Consider the following 22,073-nt stretch of genomic DNA (forward strand, 5'->3'; position numbering starts at 1 on the left):
GAACGGCGGTGCCCCGCAGGCCGGTTGGCTTGCGGGGCACTCGCGTGTCAGCGGGAGGGCCTGCTGGGTTGCCTCAGCGGGCGTCCTCCACATGCACGACCTGGAGGTCCGTGCCGTCGCGGTGGCGCTTGCTGCGGCCGTGGAGGCCGACGGCGAGGTTCGACGGGTCGGCGGGCTCGTCGGAGCCGACGTAGGTGACGACGTCCGGGTGATGGCCGGTCACCAGCCAGCCGGTGCCGTCCTTGAGCGTCTGGGTGCCGAAGTCACCGGCGGGGCCGCCTGCGCGCACCGGGCCGTACTGCCGGAGGATCCCCACGGCCTGCCCGGCGAGTTCGCCGTCGGGCTCCTTCAGCAGCACGCACGTGCCGTTCTCGAACAGCACCCAGGAGACCCCGGAGGGCGCCAGGATGCGCTGCCAGACCTCGACGAGATGTTCGGTGTTCACCCGGTCATGTTCCCGCAGCCGGCCTTGAACGGTCCTCCCATTTACGCCGGTTCACGTCTCCCGCCAGGCCTCCAGCGCGAGCCCCGGTTCGTCCTTGCGCCGGGTGAGCAGGAGTTGACCGGTCGACGGGGACAACGTTGCCGCCGCGACCCGGCCGTCCTCGTCGGTCGCGAGTGACACCAGGGCGTCCGCCGGGAGTTGGGGTCCCGACTCCGTCCACCACGCCCCCGCGGCCTCCTGTTCCGTCGGGTACGCGGCGAAGGCGACCCGGCCGCTCGACGAACGCTGGGCGAGCAACGTGCAGTCGTGGCCGTCGAGTTCGCAGCGGACCGCGGAGACCGGGCCGGGGCCGGCCGAGGCCAGGAGGGCGACGGGTTTGCCTCCCGCGCGCCAGGCACACAGGTCGCCGGAGTCGTCGGTGTAGAAGAGCGTGGTGCGGTCGGCGGAGGTGGCCAGGGCGCGGAGGGTGCCCGGACGTACGGGGGTCTCGACCGCCTCCTCCAGGACCGGCTGGGCGCCGGGATTCTGCTGGCGCCAGTGCAGCAGGCCGCCGGGGACGGCGGCGTACAGCTCCACACGCCCCGACTCGCCCGTCACCGCGGCCAAGTCCGCTGCCACGTCAGTCCCCTTGAGGTCCCGCCACGGCTCCCAGCCGCCCTTCTCCTTCTGCGCGACCATGCTCACGCCGCCGCCCTTGTTGCGGACGAAGACATGGGCCCGCCCCTGGGCATCGACGGCGACGGCCGGGGCGCCGGTGCGGTCGCCGGTCTTGTCGGGGTGGCCGACCGGGGCCCAGTCGAGGGCGGCGAGCCGGGGGCGGAAGTGCGTGGAGTGCACGAGCCCGGCCTCGCCGGGTTTGGTGGGCCGCCAGGAGACCAGATGGGCGTAGTGGTCGGGGCCCTGGCCGAGTGCCAGATCGGCACGGGGCATGTCGTCAGCGCTCTGGCCGAGCGCCGGGCCGGGGCGAAGGTTCAGGTCCGCGCCCTGGCCGGGCGCCGGGCCGGGCCGGAGTTTCTGATCGCCGCCCACCTTGCGCGGGGGCGACTCCCAGGGGCCGCCGGGACCGAGCTCGGCCCGGCACAGGACGGCGTCGCCGGAGGGCAGATAGACACTGAGCCGGCCGTCACGGCCGCGGAGAAGCCAGTCGCCGTTCACCGGTTCACTCTAAGCGGCGCCTTTCGCGACCCGCCCCCTCACCCCCCGCGTCTACCGTGGAGGACATGACAGACAAGCTCACCGTCACCGTCCTGGGCACCGGCATCATGGGCGCCGCCATGGCCCGCAACATCGCCGGCGCCGGGCACACCGTGCGCGCCTGGAACCGGACCCGCGCCAAGGCCGAGCCCCTCACCGCCGACGGCATCCGGGTCGCCGACTCCCCCGCCGAGGCGGTGGAGGGCACCGACGTCGTGCTGACCATGCTGTACGACGGTCCCGCCGCCCTGGCGGTGATGGAGGAGGCGCTGCCCGCGCTGCGGCCGGGCGTGGTGTGGGCGCAGTCGACGACGGCCGGCCTGGAGGGGCTCGCCGAACTCGCCGCCTTCGCCGCCGCGCACGGACTGGTCTTCTACGACGCCCCGGTGCTCGGCACCCGGCAGCCCGCGGAGGCCGGTCAGCTCACCGTGTTGGCGGGCGGGCCCGAGGCCCACCGCTACTCCGTGGCCCCCGTCTTCGACGCGGTGGGGGCGCGGACCGTATGGACCGGGGAGGCGGGCAGCGCGACCCGGCTGAAGCTGGTCGCCAACAGCTGGGTACTGGCCGCGACCGCGGCGACCGGGGAGGTGCTGGCGCTGTCCGAGGCGCTCGGGGTGGACCCGCAGGACTTCTTCGCGCTGATCGAGGGCGGTCCGCTGGACATGGGCTATCTGCACGCCAAGGCGGGGCTGGTGCTCGACGGGAAGCTGTCCCCGGCCCAGTTCGCTGTCGAGACCGCCGCGAAGGACGCCCGCCTCATCGTCCAGGCGGGTGCGGAGAACGGCGTACGTCTGGACGTGGCCGCGGCGAGCGCGGCGCGGCTGGAACGGGCTGCCGCGCAGGGGCATGGGGACGAGGACATGGCGGCGGCGTATTACGCGAGCTTCGAGGAGAAGGCCGAAGGCTGACGGAGTGCGTGAAGTCCGGAACCCCGGGAGCTGACACCCTGGGCTTATGAACGCCGCAGCCCCTCTTCTCGTAATAGTCGATGCCGCCAACGTCGTCGGGTCCGTGCCCGACGGCTGGTGGCGTGACCGGCACGGGGCCGCGGAGCGGCTGCGGGACCGGTTGGCGGCGGACGGGGTGCCGGGGCACGAGGGCCCCGTGGAGCTCGTCCTCGTCGTGGAGGGCGCGGCGCGGGGTGTGGAGTCCGTGCCGGAGGTCAGGGTCGAGGCGGCGCGAGGGAGCGGGGACGATCGGATGGTGGAACTGGTGGCCGGGGCGGTCGGGCGTGATGTCCTGGTCATCACGGCGGATCGGGAACTCCGCCGACGGGTGACAGAGCTGGGGGCGGACGTCGCGGGGCCGCGGACGGTGCGTGGCTAGAAGGCGTCTGGAGGCCACCTGGAGACCGGAGCGCAATGACCTACTTGTCCCGATATAGCAGCCACCCAAGCTCGGCCGAATCAGGGAAATAGGCATAAGCTAGCCGGGTTCGGTCATGATTTCGACATTCTGGTCGCTTTCCCGTGACGGAATGACGCCGACGCGAGACGCTGGCTCGGTGGTGCCCGTCGTTCTGATCTGAGAGGATTCCGGCACCCTTGACGGCCGGTGGACGGGAGGCAGGAGTGGCGCGTGCCGCTCACAGCAGAGACGGGCGCGAGCTCGTGTTCGATTCATGGGGTGATCCTCAAGGGCATCCCGTTTTTCTGCTGCACGGAACTCCTGGCAGTCATCAAGGGCCACGCCCGCGGTCGATGGTGCTCTATCAGCTCGGCATCCATCTGATCGCCTACGACCGCCCCGGGTACGGCGGTTCGACCCGCAAACGGGGCCGCACGGTGGTCGACGCCGCCGAGGACGTCGAGGACATCGCCGACGAGCTCGGACTCGACGAGTTCTCCGTCGTCGGCCGGTCCGGCGGCGGTCCGCACGCGCTCGCCTGCGCCGCGAAGCTGCCGAAGCGGGTGCAGAGCGCGGCCGTGCTGGTGAGCCTCGCCCCGTGGGACGCGGAGGGGCTGGACTGGTTCGAGGGGATGACGGAGTCCAACGTCCGCGAGTACCGCAACGCCCGCGAGAACCAGCAGGTGCTGCAGAGCACCCTCGTACAGAACGCGGACGCCATGCGGGACAACCCGATGGCCGTACTGAACGACCTCGACGACGAGATGCCCGAGGTGGACCGGCAGATCGTGGCCGACGCCGGCATCCGCCGGATGCTGCACAAGAACTTCGAGGCCGCGATCGAGAAGACCGCGTACGGCTGGATCGACGACGCCCTCGCCTTCAGCAGGGGCTGGGGCTTCGACCCGAAGGAGATCACCGTGCCCACCCTGCTCTGGCACGGAGAGAAGGACGTGTTCTCCCCCGTCGAGCACTTCAACTGGCTCGCACGCAGGATCAAGGACGCCACCGTGGTGCTCCAGCCGTCGGCGGCGCATTTCGCGGCCGTCCCGGTGCTGCCCCAGGTGCTCGGCTGGCTGCGGGACCAGACGGAGGCCGACGCCGCCGCGACCACGACGGCGTGACCTCGGCTCCCGCCTCCGTCAGATCGGGTGCGGGTCGAGCTCCAGTCCCACCCTCCGGCCGTTGCGGAGCCTGACCACCTTCGAGTGCTTCGCGCCGAGCTTGGCGCCGAGCACGTCGAGAGACTCCCGGGCCAACTGCTCGGCCTCCGCCGTCCGGCCCATCTCCTTCAGCAGGACCGAGAGGTTGCCCCGGCAGGTGAGGGCGGTCGGATGGTCGGAGCCGAGCCGGTCGCACAACTCCCGGTACGCCTGGCGGTAGTTGTGCTCCGCCTGGGTCGCCTCACCGAGGGCCGCCTCGGCGTTCGCCAGGTTCATCTGGCAGTTCATGCTGAAGGGGTGTTCCGGGCCGAGTGTGGTGCGCAGCGCGGACCGGGCCTCCTCGCACACGTCGCGAGCTTCTGCGAACCTCTCCGTCGACAGCAGGTTGATGCCGTGGTTGACCGCGCACGCGAGCGTGTTCGGGTGGCTCTCCCCGAGCGCGGTGCGGAACCGCTCCAACAGGTCGGCGGTCTCCTCGCAGGCGTCCTCGTGGCGCTCGGCTGCCGCGAGATGACCGGCGTGGCCGAGCCGCACCACCAGCGTCTCCGGCGAGTCCTCGCCCAACCGCCGACGGCAGATGTCCAGCACCTGCCGGCTGATGTCCATGGCCTCGTCCAGCCGGTCGAGCCGACGCAGTGTGATGGCGAGCGCCTTGGCCGCCTCCAGTGCGGGCGGTTGCTCCGGTCCGAGCTCCACGGCCGTCTCGTAGACACCCCGCAGCGTCGCCTCCGAGGCCTCGTACTCACCACAGGAGCGCTGGTCGCGGCCAAGGTTGATCTGGGAGAACAGGGTGTAGGGGTGACTGGGCCCCAGGGTCTGCGCGCGCTGCTCGCAGTTCTCCTTGTCGACGCTCTGCGCCTCGTAGCAGTCCCCGGCCATCCGCATCGACACGGCCAGGTTGTTCGCCGCGAACAGGGTCCGGGCATGGTCCTCACCGAGGAGGTCGACGGACCGCTCGTAGGTCTCCCGGTCGATCTCCAGGGCCCTGCCGACCTGTCCGACGGCCCGCAGGTCCGCGGTGAGGCCGCCCGCCGTCATCAGAGCGTGGTCGTCGTCGTCCCCCAGGGCCTCGCGCTGCCGCTCGTACACGTCCTGGTCGATCTCCAGCGCTCTGCTGTACCAGCCCTGGAAACGCAGCACGTTGGCCATCTCGAAGCGCAGATGCAGAGTCCAGCGGTCGTTGGGGCCCGCCTCCTTCTGCCAGATGACCAGCAGCTCCTCGGCGAGCGACATGGCCTCCGCGTACTCGCCGCGGGCCCGCAGGTACCGCAGCCACTCCGTCATCAGCTTACGGATCCGGTCGTCCAGCGAGTACCTGGTCCACGGGGTCTTGAGGTGAGGCCAAATGGTGTTGTAGCGCTCCCAGTTCTCCGGCCGTTCCACGTCGCCCTCGGACGGGCGGGCTCCGGAGAGCACATTGCGGACGGCGCGCAGGGCCGACTCCTGCTCGTCGGTGGACATCGACGAACGCACCGCGGCCTGCACCAGACGGTGCACCTGGATGCTCTTGGTCTTGCGGTCGACCTTGGCCAGGGAGTAGCGGTGCAGCTGCTGGATGGCCCGGGAGACCAGCGCCGTGCCACCGCTGCTCGGGTGGACCTCGCGCAGGGCCTCGCCCATCTCCTTGCCGTGCACCAGGTCGAAGGAGATGGGGTCGGCGCCGAAATGCGCACACAGCTCCAACAACCGCCGGGCGACGGGCGAGTTGAGTTGCTGGATGGAGATGTCCCAGGTCGCGGCGACCTGGCGCGGGTACTCCGGGGCATCGGAGACGGCCTTGAGCGTCGCCAACTTCGTTTGCAACAGCTCCAGATAGTCGGCGGCGTCCTGGCCCGTCTCGTTGAGCCAGGCGGCGGCGTGGTCGACCGCGAGCGGCAGGTCACCGAGGGCGTTCGCGACCCGGTCGGCGTCCTCCGTGCTGATGGCGGAGACGCGGCGCAGCAGGTGTTCGACGCTCTCGTTGCGGTCGAACACGTCGACCTCGACCCTCTCGCCGACCTGGGACCAGCCCTCGTTGCGGGTGGTGATCAGGACGTGGCCGGTGGGGCTGTTGACCAGCAGCCGCTCGATGGACTCCGGGGTGGTGGCGTTGTCGAAGACCAGCAGCCACCGGTCGTACTGGGTGCCCCGGCGCAGGGCGTCCCGGACCCCCTCGGCCGTGGCGGTGATGCTGTCCCGCTCCTCCACGCCCAGGTGTGGGGCGAGTTCGGAGTACTGGCGCAGGGCGAGGTCACCGAACTCCGCCTCGATCCACCAGACGACGTCGTAGTTGCCCCGGTACCGGTGCGCGTACTCGGTCGCCAGCTGGGTCTTGCCGACGCCGCCCATACCGTGGAGCAGTGTGGCGGTGCCGGTGTCCGTGAGCCGCTCCCGCAGGTCCTCCAGCAGTTCGGAGCGTCCGGTGAAGGCCGCGTTGCGTCCGGGCACGGACCACACGGGAGGTTCCGCGCCGGGGAAGCGGGGTCCGCCGGCGCCGGCGTCCGCGGGATGCTCGCCCTGCACCGACTGGGCGTCCAGGGCCCGCAGAAGGGCGCTCTTGGCCTGGGTCTCGTTCATACCGCTCAGATGGACGGGCATCCGGTCCGAGAACGGGTGGGCCAGCCGTGCGTCACTGACCCGTACCGGAACGAGGGTCCGACGCGAGCCCATCGGGTCGGCGGCGGCCACGGCCTCCCAGACCGCCCTGGCCTCCGGGGACTTCTGGTAGTCGGCGGAGAGCACGGCCACGGTGCGGGCGGCGCCCCGCACCTTGCTGTCGGTGTCGTCGCGCAGCGGGACGCCCGCCGCGGAGCCGTCCTCGGAGCGGGCGTCGGCCACGGTGAAGCCGGCCTCGCCGAGGACCCGTCCGATCCACTCGGCCCACATCCGGTCCTGGTGGACGTAGCTGAGGAACACATGGGTGGGGTCCGGCGGCCTGCGACGGACGACGGCCTTGAGGTAGTTCTGGCGCTCCTCGTCGGTCATGGGGACGAGGGACCTCACCTCGCCCTCGGTGATGAAAGAGGTCAGCCGTTCGCAGGCGGCGAGCAGTGAGGCGGGGGTCTCCGGCTCGTCGCGGAAGGTCGCCAGCATCTCCTCGTACGCGTAAGGGGACTTGAACGGCACCTCGACGCTGCCCCAATAGCTGCGCGGATCGATGTTCCGGGTGCGGACCAGCAACTGGTCGAAGGAGAGCCGGACCTTGGCGCGCGCCGCCTCCAGCCGGTCGGCCTCGGAGTCCACGACCCGCATGGGCACCGGCAGGATACGGATGCGCCGCTGGCCCCTGGTGTCCTGCACCCGGCGGGCGACGGCCGCCGCGCCCTCGATGCTCTGGTCGTTGTGGGTGAAGCAGTTCACCAGCACATCGGGGAAGTGCAGGGTGCAGATGTCGGAGATGTCGCTGAGGCCGGTGCGGCTGTCGACGAGGACGTAGTCGTAGCCCTGCCGGAACTGGTCGCACAGGGCGTCCAGGAACTGGCCGCCGTACTGCTCGTCGTAGAAGCGGTTCCAGTTGAACTGGGAGAAGATCGAGGAGTAGTTGCGGTCCTGGCGGCCCGCCGAGATGAAGTCCAGCCGACCGTCGCCGCGGAAGTTCCACTGCAACGCGTTCACCGCGCGGCCGATGTCGGCCTGTTCGACGATCCAGTCGGCCTTGATCTTGGTGTCCTGCAGATGGTCGACCTTCAGGACGTAGTCGTTGATGAGTTCCAGTACTCCGGGGCGGTCCCGTAAGGCGCTGGGCTCCAGGAACGGGTGGAGGAAGCGGTCGAGGCCGGGTGCTTCCAGGTCCCAGTCGACGACCAGGACCCGGCGGCCCTGGGAGGCCATGATCCAGGCGGTGTTGGCCAGCGCCATGGTGCGACCGCTGCCGCCCTTGTAGCTGTAGAACGTGACGATCTTGCCGCCGTCGGGGCGGGATTGCACGCCGGTCACGGTTGGGCCTCCTGGTCACCCTGCGAATCGGCCGACGCCGAGGGGCTGGTCGAGGATCGTAGCGGACGGTTGAGATACTGCTGGGCCGCGCTGTCGGCCAGTTCGACGAAGCGGGAGTTGAACGCCTCGGAGTGGTCGAGACCGGCGACCGCCCAGCGCTGGATGGCCCGGCCGCGGCTGAGCCGCCGGGGCAGCGCCGACTGGAGCAGCTCGCCGAGCTTCTCGCGGGACCGCCGGGTCTGCGGGTCGTCGGCGAACGCGGTCAGCACCGTCACCCACGGCAGGTCCTGTGCGTCGAAGGCCCGCAGCCGCTCCACGGCACCGCGGTCGTGCAGGGTCCAGGGGTCGATGATGAGGACCCAGGGGCTGTCGGCGTCGCTCCGGCCGAGGAAGACGTCCTCGGCCTCGTCGTAGGTGCGGATCTCGGGAGCGAAGCCCAGATTGCGGGCGAGTTCGGCGGTGCGTTCGACCAGCGGGATGCTCAGGCCGTCGCTGAAAGGCTGCCAGTCCCGGGGCTCATGACCGTACTTGGTGTCGCTGCGGCCGGGTGGCAGGTGGTGGATGTCCGGGGCGAGCACCGCGATACCGAGCCTGTGCCAGGAGGTGGTGGCGAACGCGTCCGGCACGTCGAGCTCGGCGAACTCGGCCTCGCCCGGAGCGGGTTCGGGTGACCGATGGGCGGCCTGCACGATGCACTGGGCGATCCTGCGGACGCACTGGTCGTAGTAGTCCGAGCCACCGGGGTACTGCCGCAGGCCGTACAGACCGCCCTCGGTGTAGCGGCGCAGCGCCTCGGCCTCGACCTGCATCGGTGCCACCGGTCGGCCGGGTGCCGGCAGGTCCAGGTCGACGGGGAGCGGGAGCGCGGTGGTGGGGACGGGTGTCCACAGCACCGGGATGCGGGCGCCGCGGCGGGAGCGGGTCTCGAAGGCGGTCCACTGGCGGCCGCAGTAGCCGTCGGTGAAGTAGCGGGGGGTGATCAGCGGCACGAAGCAGTGGCTGCGTTGCAGGGCCCGGGCCATGGCGGGGCCGCCGCGGTCGGTGGCGTCGAGGTAGCCGAGGGAGGGGGGCGCGAGGGAACCGCTCAGCCCCGCGACCGCCCTGATCAGATCGGAGTGGAACTCCTCCACGTCCTTGTCCGGCTCAAGCTCCTCGGCCTCCGTGTCGCCGTTCGTCACGGGTGCGGGGGCATAACTCAGGAAGAAGTAGGGCGCCTTGCCGCGCACGCGTCGTGCGGAACGGCTGTCATGCATCGTGTTCCTCCCCAGCCGAGCCGTTCATGGAGTCGAAGAGGTCGTCGAAGAGGCCAGGGTCGCAGGGTTCCAGCCGGGCCATGACCGCTACGCGGGCGATTGTCTGCGCCAGTTGGAAAGCGATCCCGTTGGCGGTCGTGTGCCGGCCGAGGCTGTACAGGCCGAGCAACCCCAGTTTCTGGTAGTCGGCGTGGAAGTCCTGGTGTGTGTACTGCATCTCGGAGTAGGGCGGGGGGATCTCGTCGGGCCGCAGCGGAGCCCACAGGACCGGGACGATGGCGTCGCGGATGAACGTCCCGCGGTCACGCTGGAGTTGCTGTCTGCGTTCGAAGCACTCCCATTCCAGGGCGCACCACTTGCTGCTGAACAACCGTGGGGACAGGGCCGGTACGAGGACCTGGCAGCGGGCGAGCCGGTCCTTCAGTACGTCCTTCCACGCGCTGCCGACCGGGATCTCCTTGTCGAGGTAGACCGCGTCGATGCCCGCGCGCAGGTCGGTGAGCTCCCTCAGATGCCTGGACAGTCGGCCGCGGAAGCGCACCAGCAGCTCGTCCGGCGGCTCGTAGCTCTCCGGTGACTCGGGGTTGCGGCCGTAACTCAGGAAGCCGTAGGGCTCCTGGACCATGGCGCGGGGCGTGTAGTCAGGCACGGTCGGCCTCCGCGGGGAGGTTCCCGCACCGGGAGCGGTGCTCGGCCAGCCAGTCACCGGCCGCGTCCACCGCCCACCGCAGCGGGAACAGCCTGCTGTCCGCGGTGCCGATCCGCCCCCGGACGATCGCGGCGTCCGCGTCGGCCTCCAGGTCACGACCGAGCACACCGAAGTCGCTGTCGTCCAGGTCGACGTCGACATAGCCCCGCCAGCGCGGGCCGTCGTCCGTCAGCACCCGGCAGTCGTAGCGCCGACGGGGCGGGCGGGGTCGGCGGTACTCGGCGAGATGGAAGGCCGAGCAGGTCTCGTAGCCGACGCCCAGCAGCAGGACGTACGCCTCCTCCTCGTAGAGCCTGGCCAGCGGGGAGCGCTCGCCGAGCAGACAGTCCAGGGCGTGGCCGCTCGTGATCCGGGCGGACCCGGGTCCGAGCGCGGCGAAGGACGCCTGCGGGTGTGTGCTGCGCATGGCTCCCGGAGTGACCCGCACCTCCTCCGCCAGCCGTCCCATGCCTTGCGAGGGCGTAGAAGCCGCGCAGAAGGGCTCCATGTGTTCACGGTAGGACAGAAGTTGATGTCGTGTCAGGTCTCGCGTCATGTGGAGATAAGCCCGTGATGTCAGCGAATTTCCCTCGGTGAACGTGGGCACCACCAGCGTGCCCTCGGGGCCGAGCGCGTCCAGGAGGGCGCGCAGTACCGTAGGGCCGCCGCCGCGCACCGGCCCTACGGACCGCAGGGAGGCGTGCAGCAGCAGCGTCATGCCCTTCTCGACGCCTAGTTCACGGAGTTCGGCACTGAGCAGTGAGGCTGTGGTCATCCGCCGTCAGCCGCGCAGCCGAGCGGCCATCCGGCGGCCGGCCGCGGTGAGGCCGTCGTGCGGGATCGCCCGGGCCGGGAGGCGGTCCAGGTACGCGGACCGCAGCCCCTCCTTGGTCTCGTCGTCGCCGGCGAGGTCGAAGAGGTCCGACAGGGCGTTGAACTTCATCTGCTGCACTCCCTCCACGATGAGGCCGGCCAGCGCCACGGCGGTGTCCGGCAGCGCCACTCCGAGGGCTCCGAAGGCGTGCGGGTCGGCGGCCACCTGTCCGTGGGGGCCGCTGCTCCGTAACGGGGTGCACGCGGTGAACAGGGCGCGCACTCCGGGGCCCCGGCCCGCGTTGCGGGCGCGCAGATGCACGGCGGCCTCGGTGAACAGGCGGAGCCAGCGGGCGTGTTCGGCATCGTCGAGCGCGGGTGCGGGTGCGGGGGTGGGGGAGGCGGGCAGGCCGTCACCGTCCAGACCGCCGCGGAAGCCGTCACGGTAACGGTCGGTGTCCTCGACGAGGACGGTGAACTCCCTGGTGGCCAGGCGTCGTACCGGGCGCCAGACGTAGCCGGAGTCGGCCGCTTCGGTGAGGGGGCGGGGCGGTTCGTCCGGCCGGGCGGCGACGAGGAGGCCGCCGGCGCGTGCGAGCAGGGCGACCGGTCCGGGGGTGTCGGCCGGGAAGGTCAGGTGTCCGGTCCCCGGCAGGTGGGCCTGGTCGGCCTCCTCCGGCAGGTCGACGCTCAGTTCGATGCCGGCCCTGAGCGCCGCCGCCAGGGCGATCTCGCCGAGCCGCTGCCGTACGGCGGCCGTCGGCAGCCGCCCTTCGATGCCGAGCACCGCCCAGGTACCGAGATAGGGGTGGCGGACGGTCCGCGCGGTCTGTCGGGGCCACTGCCGGTCGAGGTGGGCCAGGGCGCTCGCCTCGGGGCCGGGATACCGGGCGCACAGGGCGGTGAGAAGCAGCCGGCGGACGCTGGCCTCGGCGTCGGTGAGGGCGCGCAGGGCGGCGGTGTCGCCGTCGCCCGCCGCGAGGGAGTCGAAGCCGTGGGCGGTCAGCGTGTGCGTCCGACGCGTCGGCCGGGGGCGGGGGGCGTTCAGCACATGGCCGATCAGCCGGAAGAGGTCCTCGCAGTAGACGGAGGGGTTGTCGAAGCCGTTGGCGGCGCGGTGGCGGTGCCCGTACAGTCCGCCTCCGCAGATCCGGACCACGGAGCACTCCCGGCACTGGTGGCTCAGCGCCTCCGCTCCCCCGCCCTGGGCCAGGAAGCCGGGGTGTGCGGCGGCCTCGTCGAAGGAGTTGCGCAGCACGTGGAACCCGGTGGCGGGCGCTCCGGGTCCCGCGGTCTTGAGCCAGTCGGCCTGTTCGATCTCGCCGTCGGTCTCGACGACGACCAGGTCCGGGCTGCCGAGCCCGAGCGCCTCGGTGAAGGACTCCCGGCCGTCCCGGCCGGCCTCGATCGAGTCGAAGAGACGGACCGGGAAGGGCCTGCCGTCGGCGGTCCAGCGGTCGTGGACGGCAATCAGCCAACGAGCGTGGGCGAGGCCTCCCGGCGGTGGCCGGTCCCAGGTGGCGTGCGGAAGCAGGAAGTCCACCCGAGGCGGATCCAGCGCGGCGAGGGCCTCGTACACGGCGGCCGGATCGTTCTGTACGTCGATGGTGCACAGCAGCCCGGCGAAGGCACTGCGGTGCTCGGGCGAGCCGAGGAGGCGCACGGCCCTGACGACGGAGTCGTACGACCCGGTGCCGTTCGCCCGCTTGCGGTGGCGGTCGTTGGACGCGCGGTCGCCGTCGAGGGAGATGCCGGTGCTGATCCGCTCGCGCACCAGCATGCGGCACGTCGCCTCGTCCAGCAGCAGGCCGTTGGTCTGCATGCGCAGGTCCAGGTCGCACACACCGTCCAGTGCGGCGCGCAGGTCCTGTGCCGTGCGGGCCAGTCGGTCGGCTCCGGCGAGCAGGGGTTCGCCGCCGTGCAGGATGACGTGCACGCGCGGGAGTTCGGGGTGGGCCCTGGCGTGTTCGGCGATGCGTGTCACCATCGCCGCCGCCACCTCGTCCGGGACGACCTGCGGCCGGCGCCGCCAACTCTGGTCGGCGTGGCGGTAGACGTAGCAGTGATCGCAGGCCAGGTCGCATCTGCTGTGCATCTTCAGGACGAACTGGCGGAATGCTCTTGTCCCTGCGGTCATCGGCCTTTGGTGTCCGTGACGGTCAGATACTGGAGTTGAAACCGGAGTCCGACTGCCCGCCGGACGGCAGCAGCCTGTTCAGCAGGTGCCGGTCGATCTCACCGGAGTCGTCCAGGGCGACGTCGCCCCAGTCGGGGACCTCCGTGGCCAGCGGCGGGGTCACCGCTCCTAACTCGTCCAGAAGTGCGCCGGACGCCTCTGCGCCGTTCGTCATTGCGGTCTCCTTCGCCGGTCCGCGCATCGCGCCGGTCGGATCGTCACCGAGTGGAATTCGCACTGAGCAGTCGCGAGGTGGCTCGTCGTCACCACTCCCCCATCATCGTGGCCGCTTCCGGTCGGACACAAGGGCGGTAAAGGTACCTTACGAGCCAGCTTCTCCACGGCAAGAGTCAATTCCGGTCAGCCTGGGGCGGGTTGCGAACAGGGCGCGGCCCCGCGCAACGCGCCGAAGCACATCGCACAGGGCCGGGACACGCGGTTACTCCACGCCTCCGTTCGGCGGCTTCGCCGCCGAGCCCGACCCCGCCTTCTCCCCCTGCGCCAGCCGGCTGTGCGAGCGGCCGTACAGGAAGTACACGACGAAGCCGAGGACCATCCAGATCGCGAACCGCAGCCAGGTCTCCGTCGGCAGGTTCAGCATCAGCCACAGGGAGGCGAGGACCGACAGGATCGGGAGGACAGGGACCCACGGGGTACGGAAGGAGCGGGGCAGGTCGGGGCGGGTGCGGCGGAGGATGATGACGCCGATCGCGACGACCACGAACGCGAACAGGGTGCCGATGTTGACCAGTTCGGCGAGTTCGCTGAGCGGGGTGAAGCCGGCGACGATCGCGATGATCACGCCGAGCAGGATGGTTGGGCGGTGCGGGGTCTTGAAGCGGGGGTGGACCTGGGAGAAGAAGCGGGGCAGCAGACCGTCGCGGCTCATGGCGAAGAAGACACGGGTCTGGCCCAGCAGGAGGATCATGCAGACCGTGGTCAGGCCGACCGCCGCGCCGAAGCTGATGAAGCCCGCGTACCAGGGGTGTCCGATGGCCTTGAAGGCGTCGGCGAGGGGGGCCGTGACGGACAGTTCGGTGTAGTGCTGCATGCCGGTGACGACGATCGACACGGCCACGTAGAGCGTCGTGCAGATCAGGAGCGAGCCGAGGATGCCTCGTGGCATGTCCCGTTGCGGGTTCTTGGTCTCCTCGGCCGCCGTCGCCACCACGTCGAAGCCGATGAAGGCGAAGAACACCACGGACGCCGCCGTGAAGATGCCCATGACGCCGAAGTTGGAGGGCGCCCAGCCGAACATCAGCTGGATGAGCGGCGCTTGGAGGTCACCGCCCGCGTCCACCGGCTGGGACTTGGGGATGAACGGGTCGTAGTTGTCGCCCTTGATGAAGAAGGCGCCCGCGATGATCACGACAAGGACGACGGTCACCTTGATGGCCACGACGATCGACGTCACGCGCGCGGACAGCTTGGTGCCGAGGACCAGGATGCCGGTCAGGACCAGGACGAGGGCGGCGGCGAGGATGTCGAAGCCGAAGCCGTCGGCCCCGTCCCGGCCGCTGAGCGCCTCCGGCAGATGCCAGCCCGCGTTGTCGAGGAGCGAGGCGATGTACCCGGACCAGCCGACGGCGACCACCGCCGTGCCGAGCGCGAACTCCAGGACCAGGTCCCAGCCGATGATCCAGGCGGGCAGTTCACCGAGCGAGGCGTACGAGAAGGTGTACGCCGAGCCGGCCACCGGGACGGTGGAGGCGAACTCGGCGTAGCAGAGCGCGGCGAGCGCGCAGACGACCCCGGCGACGACGAAGGCCAGGGCGACCGCCGGTCCGGCGTTGTTCTTGGCGACCGTTCCGGTCAGGACGAAGATGCCGGTGCCGATGATGACACCGACGCCGAAGACGGTCAGATCCAGCGCGGAGAGGGATTTCTTCAGCGCGTGCTCTGGCTCCTCGGTATCGAGGATGGACTGCTCGACTCTCTTCGTCCGGAAGAGTGTGCTGCTCACGGGCGTACCTCCCACGCTGTGTCGTCCTCGACATGATCGAGAGGGGGCGTACTGCGTATGCCCCGGCGCGTGGGGATTCACGCAAATGGGCCGGTCCTACCACCCTTCACGGTGGTACGACCGGCCCATTCAGGCGTGTCAGTCGCGCGCGGGCTCCGGCTCCTCGGCCGCCGCGGCGCTGCTGTACTTCCCGTCCAGCTTGGAGACCAGACCGGTGACCTGCCGGGCGATGTCCGGCGCGGTCAGCCCGATCTCCGCCATCACCTCGGCGCGCGAGGCGTGGTCGAGGAAGCGCGGCGGGATGCCGAAGTCGCGCAGGGGTACGTCGACGCCGGCGTCGCGCAGGGCCTGGGCGACCGCGGAGCCGACGCCGCCGACACGGGAGTTGTCCTCGACGGTGACGACCACGCGGTGCCGCTCGGCGAGCGGGGCCATCGCCTCGTCCACCGGCTTGACCCAGCGCGGGTCGACGACGGTGGTGGTGATGCCCTGCTTGTCGAGGAGCGAGGCGATCTCCAGGCACATGGGGGCGAGGGCACCCACGGAGACCAGGAGCACGTCCGGGGTGTCCGTGCCGGGCTCGCGCAGCACGTCCATGCCGCCGACGCGTCCCACGGCGGGTACCGCGGGGCCCACGGCGCCCTTCGAGAACCGTACGACCGTCGGCGCGTCGTCGACCTGGACGGCCTCGCGGAGCTGCGCGCGGACCTGGTCGGCGTCGCGCGGGGCGGCGAGGCGCAGGCCCGGGACGACCTGGAGGATCGACATGTCCCACATGCCGTTGTGGGAGGCGCCGTCGGTGCCGGTGACGCCGGCCCGGTCCAGGACGAAGGTCACGCCGCACTTGTGCAGGGCGACGTCCATCAGGACCTGGTCGAAGGCTCGGTTGAGGAACGTGGCGTACACCGCGAAGACGGGGTGCAGTCCGCCGGTCGCCAGGCCCGCGGCCGACACCGCGCCGTGCTGCTCGGCGATGCCGACGTCGTAGATCCGGTCCGGGAAGGTGTCCGCGAACTTCTTCAGGCCGACCGGCTGGAGCATGGCCGCGGTGATGGCCACGATGTCCTGGCGCTCCTTGCCGAGCCGCACCATCTCGTCGCCGAAGACGGAGGTCCAGTCGGCGCCCGAGGCCTTGACCGGCAGACCGGTGTCGGGGTGGATGGGGCCGATGCCGTGGAAGCGGTCGGCCTCGTCCTGGAGGGCGGGCTGGTAGCCGCGGCCCTTCTCGGTGAGGACGTGGACGATCACCGGGCCGCCGAAGCGCTTGGCGCGGGCCAGCGCGGACTCCATGGCCTCGATGTCGTGGCCGTCGATGGGGCCGACGTACTTCAGGCCGAGGTCCTCGAACATGCCCTGCGGGGCGATGAAGTCCTTGAGGCCCTTCTTGGCGCCGTGGAGGGTCTCGTAGAGCGGCTTGCCGACGACCGGGGTGCGCTCCAGGAGGTCCTTGCCGCGGGCCAGGAAGCGCTCGTAGCCGTCCGTGGTGCGCAGGGTCGCCAGGTGGTTGGCGAGGCCGCCGATGGTCGGCGCGTAGGAGCGCTCGTTGTCGTTGACGACGATGACCAGCGGGCGGTCCTTGGCGTCGGCGATGTTGTTCAGCGCCTCCCAGGCCATACCGCCGGTGAGGGCGCCGTCACCGATCACGGCGACCACGTGGTCGTCGCGTTTCTGGATCTGGTTGGCCTTCGCGAGGCCGTCGGCCCAGCCGAGGACCGTGGACGCGTGGCTGTTCTCGATGACGTCGTGCTCGGACTCGGCCTGCGAGGGGTAGCCGGACAGGCCGCCCTTCATCTTCAGCCGGGAGAAGTCCTGGCGGCCGGTGAGCAGCTTGTGGACGTAGGACTGGTGTCCGGTGTCCCAGAGCACCTTGTCCTTCGGTGAGTCGAAGACACGGTGCAGGGCGATGGTGAGCTCGACCACGCCGAGGTTCGGGCCGAGGTGGCCGCCGGTCTTGGAGACGGCGTCGACGAGGAAGGTCCGGATCTCCTCTGCCAGCTGGTCCAGCTGCTCCAGGCTGAGCCGGTCCAGATCACGCGGTCCCCTGATGCGGGTCAGCAGCGGCACCCGTGCCTCCTTGCAGTAGAGCTGTTGCCGGGCTTGTCGAGTCTAATGTTCCGCCTTTGCGGACGGCGCCCGGGAGGTGCGTCATACATCACGCGATCGGCTGTACCCACGATCCGTCGTTCGTACGACATGAGAACGGCCCGGCGCTGAGTTCTCAGCGCCGGGCCGTTCTCGGACGTGCTAGCCGCGACCCGCGGCCTTCTGGGACTTGCGCGACACCGAGTCGATGACCACGGCGCCGAGAAGGACGCCACCGGTGATCATGTACTGGATCGACGTGTTCATGTTCAGCAGGTCGAGACCGGTCTGGATGGACTGGATGACCAGCATGCCCAGCAGGGCCGACCACACGTTGCCGCGACCGCCGAACAGCGACGTACCACCGATGACGGCCGCCGCGATGGCGAGCATCAGCGTGTTGCCGCCACCGGCGTTCAGCGTCGCCGACGCCGTCTGACCGGCGAAGAACATACCGCCGATGGCCGCGAAGCCACCGGAGATCGCGAAGACGCTGATCCGGACCATCGGCACGTTGATACCGGCACGACGGGCCGCCTCGATGCCGCCGCCGACCGCGAAGACCTTGCGGCCGTACGTCGTACGACGCAGCACGAAGTCCACGATCACCAGCGAGGCGAGGAAGATCACCAGCGCGTTGGAGACACCGGCGGCGTTGTTCAGCACGACCGCCGCGGCGAAGGCCGCGACCGCGAGGGCTCCGACGCGGATCAGGATCTCGCTGGTCGGCCGGAAGGGCACACCCGCGGCCTTGCGGCGGCGCTGGTCCATCAGGGAGCCGATCAGCATGGACGCGACGGCGAGGCCGGCCAGGAGGTAGGCGCCGACGATGGCCTGGTCCATGAAGAACGAGCTCTGGCCGAGCAGCTGGATCGGGCCGCTGTCCGACGGGATGTTGATCGTGCCGCTGTCGCCCAGCAGCCACAGCATCAGACCGTTCCAGCCGAGGAAGCCGGCCAGGGTCACGACGAACGCCGGGACACCGATCTTGGCGAAGAACCAGCCGTGCAGGGCGCCGATGGCGATACCGGTCAGCACGGCGAGGATCAGGGCCAGCCACTGGCCCATGCCGTGGTTGACCACGAACACCGCGAAGATCGTGGACGCCAGACCGCTGACCGAGCCGACCGACAGGTCGATCTCACCGAGCAGCAGCACGAACACCAGGCCGATGGAGAGCATGCCGGTGGCGGCCATGAAGTAGCTGATGTTGGACAGGTTGTCCGCGCTCAGGAACAGGTCGTTCTTCAGCTGGAAGATCGTCCAGATGACGATGAGGCCGACCACGACCGGCAGCGAGCCCAGCTCGCCGCCCTTGACCTTGCGCTTGAACTCGGTCCAGTAGCCCTTGAGACCCTCTTCACGGATCAGCAGGCGCGGGTCGACGACGGTGACCGGGGCGGCCGTGGGGTCGTCGGCGGGGGCCACGGTGGACTGGTCCGCCACGACGCCGTCCGTCTTCTCTACCTTCGACGTGTCGCTCACTTTGCCGCCTCCGTGCTGCGACGCCCCGCACGACGGGTCACGGCGTTGTCCGTGGCGCCCGTGATGGCGGCGATGATCTCTTCGTGGGTGGTGTCCTTCACGGAGAAGGAACCGTTGTTCTTACCCAGGCGCAGCACGGCGACGGTGTCGGCGACAGCCTTCACGTCGGCCATGTTGTGGCTGATGAGGATGACACCGAGGTTGCGCTCGCGCAGCCGCTCGACGAGGTCGAGGACCTGCGCGGTCTGCTCGACGCCGAGCGCGGCGGTGGGCTCGTCCAGGATGACGACCTTGGGGTCACCGATCAGGGCGCGCGCGATGGCGACGACCTGGCGCTGGCCACCGGAGAGGCTCGCGATCGGGATGCGGACGCTCGGGATGCGGATGGAGAGCGTGGACAGCAGCTCTCGGGCCTTCTGCTCCATCATGACCTCGTCGATGACGCCGCGGTGCAGCAGCTCGCGTCCGAGGTAGAGGTTGCCGACGACATCGAGGTTGTCGCACAGCGCGAGGTCCTGGTAGACCGTCGCGACGCCGAGTCCCTGGGCGTCGTGCGGCTTGTTGATGCTGACCGGCTTGCCGTCCCACTCGATGACGCCCTCATCGATGGGGTGGACACCGGCGATCGTCTTGACCAGCGTGGACTTTCCTGCGCCGTTGTCGCCGACCAGGGCGACCACTTCTCCGGCGTGGACCTCCAACTCGACGTCGGTGAGTGCCTGCACCGCACCGAATCGCTTGGAGACTCCGCGCAACGCCAGCACGGGCGTAGCGGACACGTGAACCATCTCCTTCGCCGCCTGACCGGCGGGGATGCCGCGCTTGGGGTAGGCGCGGAGGGTTGTGCTCAGAGCACGATTTACCAGATGAACTTGCGCGCAGCCCGGCCCAGTTGGCAACGGGCGCGTACGCGATGCTTCCGTCCGGCGCCCACCCCGCAGCGGGGTATGTGGGCGAGGCGGGCGCCGGAGGGGCTTGGATACCTGCCGACGGGGCGTGCCGTGACTCAGGCACGCCCCCGAAGGCGGGTGGTTACTGCAGACCGGCCTTCTTGCACGCGGCGGCGTAGGCCGAGGTGCAGATCTGGTCGACGGTGTACAGCTTGTCCTTGATCACCGTGTCCTTGATGTTGTCGACGGTGACGGAGACCGGGGTCAGCAGCTGCGACGGGACCTTGTTGCCGGAGCCGTTGGTCATGGTCGTGGTGGCGAGGTCGTCGATGCTCTTGCCCTCGACCAGGTTGACCGCGAGCTGGGCGGCGGCGTCGGCCTCGGGCTTGAAGGCCTTGTAGACCGTGCTGGACTGGGTGCCGGCGACGATGCGCTGGATACCGGCGAGCTCGGCGTCCTGGCCCGTCAGCGGGATGCCGGAGATGCCGGAGCCCTTGAGGGTGTTGGCGATACCGCCGGCCATGCCGTCGTTGGCGGCGTAGACGCCCGCGATGTTCTTGGCGCCCAGCTGGGTGATGGCCGCCTTCATCTTCTGCGCGGCGACCGAGTCCTTCCACAGGCCGGACTGCTCGTAGGCGATCTTGACCTTGCCGTCGAGGACGCTGTGGGCGCCCTTCTTGAACAGCGCGGCGTTCGGGTCGGCGTCGTCACCGTTGATCATGACGACGTTGGCCTTGGGGGTCGCCTTGGAGCCGAGCGAGTCGAGCAGGGCCTGGCCCTGGAGCTGGCCGACCTTCTCGTTGTCGAAGGAGACGTACGCGGAGACCGGGCCCTGGGCCAGACGGTCGTACGCGATGACCTTGACGCCCTTCTTGACCGCTGCCTCGATCGAGGACTTGATGGCGGCCGAGTCCTGGGCGGAGACCGCGATGACCTTGACGCCCTTGGTGACCATGGTGCTGACCTGCTGGGCCTGCTTGGCGGCGTCGGCTCCGGCGTTGGCGTAGGAGACGGTGCAGTCGCTGCACAGCTCCTTGACCTTGGCCTCGAACAGCGGCTTGTCGAACTGCTCGTACCGCGTGGTGACGCTGTCGGGCAGGAGCAGGCCGATCGACTTGTTGCCCGAGCCGGCGCTGCTGCCGCTGTCGGAGTCGTTGTCGTCGCCGGCCTTGCCGCACGCGGCGGCCGTGAGGGCGAGGGCCGAGACCAGAACGGGTACAGCCGCACGACGCATAAGCGTGTTCACTTCAGAAACCTCCCTGACGAGGCCGCGTCGTTGCGGCCGAGGTGGCTGGAAGTCAACTCGGCCACACGTGCGACGTCAAGAAGTAAATACTTAACGGGTTGGCAACGGCGGGTTTCGTTCTCTAAGTGAAGGCAGGAGCCGCTGAGTGCAGCGTGCCGTCCAAAAGGGTCGAATCGCCCATCTCGCTGAGTGCGAGGGCAAGCGCTCCGAGGACCTCCGCACGGCCTCCAAGTGCCCCTGGGAGAACGGTGAGTTGACGTGCCGCGCTGGGAATGGCGTAGCGGCTGACGGACTCCCTTATGGGGCCAAGGACCAGCTCGCCGGCCTCCGCGAGATCACCGCCGAGGACCACCCTGCTCGGGTTCAGGAGATTGCAGAGATTGGCGACTCCACTGCCGATGTGTCGGCCGACGTCGGCGATCACCCGACGGCAGCCAGGGTCTCCGTCCCTGGCCAGCCGCACGACGCCTTCCATCGTCAGGTCCGTGCCGTGACTGGACTGGAGCAGCGGCAGCACATAGCGCGCGGCCGCGAAGGTCTCCAGGCAGCCCCGGTTTCCACAGCGGCAGACCGGTCCGGATTCATCAAGAGTAATATGCCCGATTTCTCCCGCTGTGCCACCCGGGCCCCGGTAGATCTTGCCGTTGATGACCAGGCCGGCGCCCACACCGCTGGCGACCTTGATGTACGCCAGGTCCCTGACGCCCCTGCCGCTGCCCCAGACCATCTCGCCGAGGGCGCCCAGGTTGGCGTCGTTGTCGACGTGCACGGGGACGCCCAGACGGCCTCCCAGCTCCTCGGCGGGCTTGGTGCCGATCCACCCCGGCAGGATCGCGGAGGAGCCCAGGGAGCCGGATTCCAGGTCGATCGGGCCGGGAACGCCTAGACCCACTCCGGCGATCTTCGAACGGTCCACGCCGGTTGCCTCGATCAGGCGGTTGACCAGCTCTTCCGCCCGGTCGAAGCCCTGTGTGGAGGAGGCGTCCACGTCCAGTGGCTCGGACTCCTCGGCCAGCACCTGGTGGGCCAGGTTGCCGACCGCCACCCGCAGGTGCGTATGGCCGAAGTCGACGCCGATCACGATGCCGGCGTCGCCGCTGAGCGAGACGCTGCGGGCCCTGCGGCCACCGGCCGACGTGGGCGTGACCTCGACGGTTCCGCCGTCCTTCAGCTCCCGGACGATGTTGGAGACGGTGGCCGCGGACAGACCCGTGGTCCGTGCGATCTCCGCCTGGGTGAGCGACCCGGCCAGCCGGACGGCCCGGACGACCCGTTCCAGGTTGGCTCGGTGCAGCGACGACTGCGACCCCGGAGTCTCCACGACGACCTCCTGCGCGCGGGACCGCATCGACGAGGCCCCGTTCATGTCCAACTAGTGAACTCTAAGCTGAGCCGTTCGGGTCGCCTCCCGTC

At 70.0% G+C, this 22,073-nt stretch carries 17 protein-coding genes; 3 read left to right on the plus strand and 14 right to left on the minus strand.

What is annotated here, in order from left to right; translation table 11 throughout:
• Positions 1–73: 73 nt before the first annotated feature.
• Both OG885_RS11880 and OG885_RS11885 read right to left on the minus strand, forming a co-directional pair.
• Positions 74–445 carry a hypothetical protein gene (locus tag OG885_RS11880; RefSeq protein WP_405730173.1) on the minus strand — a complete coding sequence of 124 codons (372 nt, stop codon included), beginning with the start codon at positions 443–445 and terminating at the stop codon, positions 74–76.
• A 51-nt stretch (positions 446–496) separates the two neighbouring features.
• Entirely contained in the window at positions 497–1,600 is a 1,104-nt protein-coding gene (locus OG885_RS11885; RefSeq protein ID WP_405730175.1) for a hypothetical protein, read from the minus strand.
• 65 nt (positions 1,601–1,665) lie between these two features.
• On the opposite strand from OG885_RS11885, the gene OG885_RS11890 reads away from it, so the two are divergent.
• The 3 genes from OG885_RS11890 (at position 1,666) to OG885_RS11900 (ending at position 4,110) form a co-directional block, all read left to right on the plus strand.
• Positions 1,666–2,547 (plus strand): NAD(P)-dependent oxidoreductase, encoded by an 882-nt coding sequence (locus tag OG885_RS11890; protein WP_405730177.1) that lies wholly within the window; start codon positions 1,666–1,668, stop codon positions 2,545–2,547.
• Positions 2,548–2,593: 46 nt separating this feature from the next.
• On the plus strand, positions 2,594–2,965 hold the full coding sequence (locus OG885_RS11895) for an NTP pyrophosphohydrolase (protein WP_405730179.1): 372 nt from the start codon (positions 2,594–2,596) through the stop codon (positions 2,963–2,965).
• A 245-nt stretch (positions 2,966–3,210) separates the two neighbouring features.
• Complete coding sequence (locus OG885_RS11900; RefSeq protein WP_405730181.1) at positions 3,211–4,110, plus strand: alpha/beta fold hydrolase; 900 nt, start codon at positions 3,211–3,213, stop codon at positions 4,108–4,110.
• Between the two features lie 18 nt (positions 4,111–4,128).
• On the opposite strand, the gene fxsT is transcribed toward OG885_RS11900, so the two are convergent.
• The 12 genes from fxsT to OG885_RS11960 form a co-directional block, all read right to left on the minus strand.
• A complete protein-coding gene (gene fxsT, locus OG885_RS11905) occupies positions 4,129–8,064 on the minus strand; it encodes an FxSxx-COOH system tetratricopeptide repeat protein (RefSeq protein WP_405730183.1) in 3,936 nt (1,311 codons plus the stop codon).
• On the minus strand, positions 8,061–9,317 hold the full coding sequence (fsxC, locus tag OG885_RS11910; RefSeq protein WP_405730185.1) for an FxsC protein: 1,257 nt from the start codon (positions 9,315–9,317) through the stop codon (positions 8,061–8,063). Before fsxC ends, fxsT begins: the two co-directional genes overlap by 4 nt.
• Positions 9,310–9,966, minus strand: coding sequence for a TIR-like protein FxsC (locus OG885_RS11915; protein WP_405730187.1), 657 nt, complete (start codon positions 9,964–9,966; stop codon positions 9,310–9,312). Before OG885_RS11915 ends, fsxC begins: the two co-directional genes overlap by 8 nt.
• Positions 9,959–10,780 (minus strand): aminoglycoside N(3)-acetyltransferase, encoded by an 822-nt coding sequence (locus tag OG885_RS11920; RefSeq protein ID WP_405730189.1) that lies wholly within the window; start codon positions 10,778–10,780, stop codon positions 9,959–9,961. Before OG885_RS11920 ends, OG885_RS11915 begins: the two co-directional genes overlap by 8 nt.
• Positions 10,781–10,786: 6 nt before the next feature.
• The gene (locus OG885_RS11925) at positions 10,787–12,955 is read right to left on the minus strand and encodes an FxsB family cyclophane-forming radical SAM/SPASM peptide maturase (protein ID WP_405730191.1); all 2,169 of its coding nucleotides are present in this window, start codon (positions 12,953–12,955) and stop codon (positions 10,787–10,789) included.
• Between the two features lie 22 nt (positions 12,956–12,977).
• Positions 12,978–13,169, minus strand: coding sequence for a hypothetical protein (locus OG885_RS11930; RefSeq protein WP_405730192.1), 192 nt, complete (start codon positions 13,167–13,169; stop codon positions 12,978–12,980).
• Between the two features lie 264 nt (positions 13,170–13,433).
• Positions 13,434–14,957 (minus strand): amino acid permease, encoded by a 1,524-nt coding sequence (locus tag OG885_RS11935; RefSeq protein WP_405730194.1) that lies wholly within the window; start codon positions 14,955–14,957, stop codon positions 13,434–13,436.
• Between the two features lie 138 nt (positions 14,958–15,095).
• Positions 15,096–17,021 carry a 1-deoxy-D-xylulose-5-phosphate synthase gene (gene dxs / locus OG885_RS11940; RefSeq protein WP_405730196.1) on the minus strand — a complete coding sequence of 642 codons (1,926 nt, stop codon included), beginning with the start codon at positions 17,019–17,021 and terminating at the stop codon, positions 15,096–15,098.
• Positions 17,022–17,201: 180 nt separating this feature from the next.
• Complete coding sequence (locus tag OG885_RS11945) at positions 17,202–18,524, minus strand: sugar ABC transporter permease (protein WP_399950608.1); 1,323 nt, start codon at positions 18,522–18,524, stop codon at positions 17,202–17,204.
• The gene (locus OG885_RS11950) at positions 18,521–19,312 is read right to left on the minus strand and encodes an ATP-binding cassette domain-containing protein (RefSeq protein ID WP_405730198.1); all 792 of its coding nucleotides are present in this window, start codon (positions 19,310–19,312) and stop codon (positions 18,521–18,523) included. The genes OG885_RS11945 and OG885_RS11950 overlap by 4 nt, the downstream gene beginning before the upstream one ends.
• 244 nt (positions 19,313–19,556) lie before the next feature.
• Positions 19,557–20,648, minus strand: coding sequence for a sugar ABC transporter substrate-binding protein (locus OG885_RS11955; protein WP_399951921.1), 1,092 nt, complete (start codon positions 20,646–20,648; stop codon positions 19,557–19,559).
• Between the two features lie 133 nt (positions 20,649–20,781).
• A complete protein-coding gene (locus OG885_RS11960; RefSeq protein ID WP_399951918.1) occupies positions 20,782–21,981 on the minus strand; it encodes an ROK family transcriptional regulator in 1,200 nt (399 codons plus the stop codon).
• Positions 21,982–22,073 lie beyond the last annotated feature (92 nt).

It is taken from the genome of Streptomyces sp. NBC_00028 (assembly GCF_045041065.1).
Classification (GTDB): Bacteria; Actinomycetota; Actinomycetes; order Streptomycetales; family Streptomycetaceae; genus Streptomyces.

Bases quoted from the DNA above. Each gene is read 5' to 3' on its own strand.
- OG885_RS11950 (WP_405730198.1), bottom strand. From the start codon at position 19,312: ATGGTTCACGTGTCCGCTACGCCCGTGCTGGCGTTGCGCGGAGTCTCC.
- OG885_RS11925 (WP_405730191.1), bottom strand. From the start codon at position 12,955: ATGACCGCAGGGACAAGAGCATTCCGCCAGTTCGTCCTGAAGATGCAC.
- OG885_RS11955 (WP_399951921.1), bottom strand. From the start codon at position 20,648: ATGCGTCGTGCGGCTGTACCCGTTCTGGTCTCGGCCCTCGCCCTCACG.
- OG885_RS11890 (WP_405730177.1), top strand. From the start codon at position 1,666: ATGACAGACAAGCTCACCGTCACCGTCCTGGGCACCGGCATCATGGGC.
- fsxC (WP_405730185.1), bottom strand. From the start codon at position 9,317: ATGCATGACAGCCGTTCCGCACGACGCGTGCGCGGCAAGGCGCCCTAC.
- OG885_RS11930 (WP_405730192.1), bottom strand. From the start codon at position 13,169: ATGACGAACGGCGCAGAGGCGTCCGGCGCACTTCTGGACGAGTTAGGA.
- OG885_RS11895 (WP_405730179.1), top strand. From the start codon at position 2,594: ATGAACGCCGCAGCCCCTCTTCTCGTAATAGTCGATGCCGCCAACGTC.
- OG885_RS11920 (WP_405730189.1), bottom strand. From the start codon at position 10,780: ATGACCACAGCCTCACTGCTCAGTGCCGAACTCCGTGAACTAGGCGTC.